The sequence below is a fragment of the Candidatus Eisenbacteria bacterium genome (genome assembly GCA_030017955.1).
Taxonomy (GTDB): domain Bacteria; phylum Eisenbacteria; class RBG-16-71-46; order JASEGR01; family JASEGR01; genus JASEGR01.
In genome coordinates this window covers 1-616 of the sequence record JASEGR010000241.1, presented here as the reverse complement: position 1 = coordinate 616, position 616 = coordinate 1, and the positions used below count along the sequence as shown (strand labels likewise).

Here is a 616-nt window from a genome sequence, read left to right as displayed (position 1 = left end):
GGAGACAGGAGACAGGAGACAGGAGACAGGAGACAGGATGTTTTTTATTCTGACTTCTGGATTGTGACTTCTGATTTCCGGCAAAGGAGTCGTTATGGGTAGCCCAAAAGACCAAAACAGGTCAACAGCAGAAGAGCTTCGCCGCCAGGCCGAAAAACGGTTGCGCGAAAAAAAAGCGCAATTGCCGCGGCCCCAAAGCAATGAATCGGCCCAAAGGCTCGTTCATGAACTGGAAGTCCACCAGATTGAACTGGAAATGCAGAACGCGGAACTGAAACGAGCGCGTGAAGATCTGGAGTTATCCCACAACAAGTATGTCGGACTCTATGACTTCGCGCCGGTCGGTTATTTTACCTTTGATACGCAGGGATTGATACGGGAAGTCAATCTCACCGGCGCCAAACTTCTGGGAATCGAGAGGCGAGGGCTGGCCGATAAGCCCTTCAGCCGTTTTATTGCGGATGGAGAGGGACGCGATATTTTTATGAAACACCTTGATGCCGTCTGTCAAAAGCAGGGCATTCTGATCTGTCAAATTTTACTGAAGAGAAAAGGCGGTACGGATTTCTGGGCGAGCTTCCAGAGTATAGCGATGGAAGCGACCGGCGACAAAGCC

Annotated in this window: 1 protein-coding gene; it reads left to right on the top strand. The window is 50.6% G+C overall.

The window, feature by feature from the left end:
- Window positions 1-94: 94 nt before the first annotated feature.
- Window positions 95-616: PAS domain-containing protein (locus QME66_14015; protein MDI6810055.1), on the top strand; the 522-nt coding region annotated here is incomplete at its 3' end.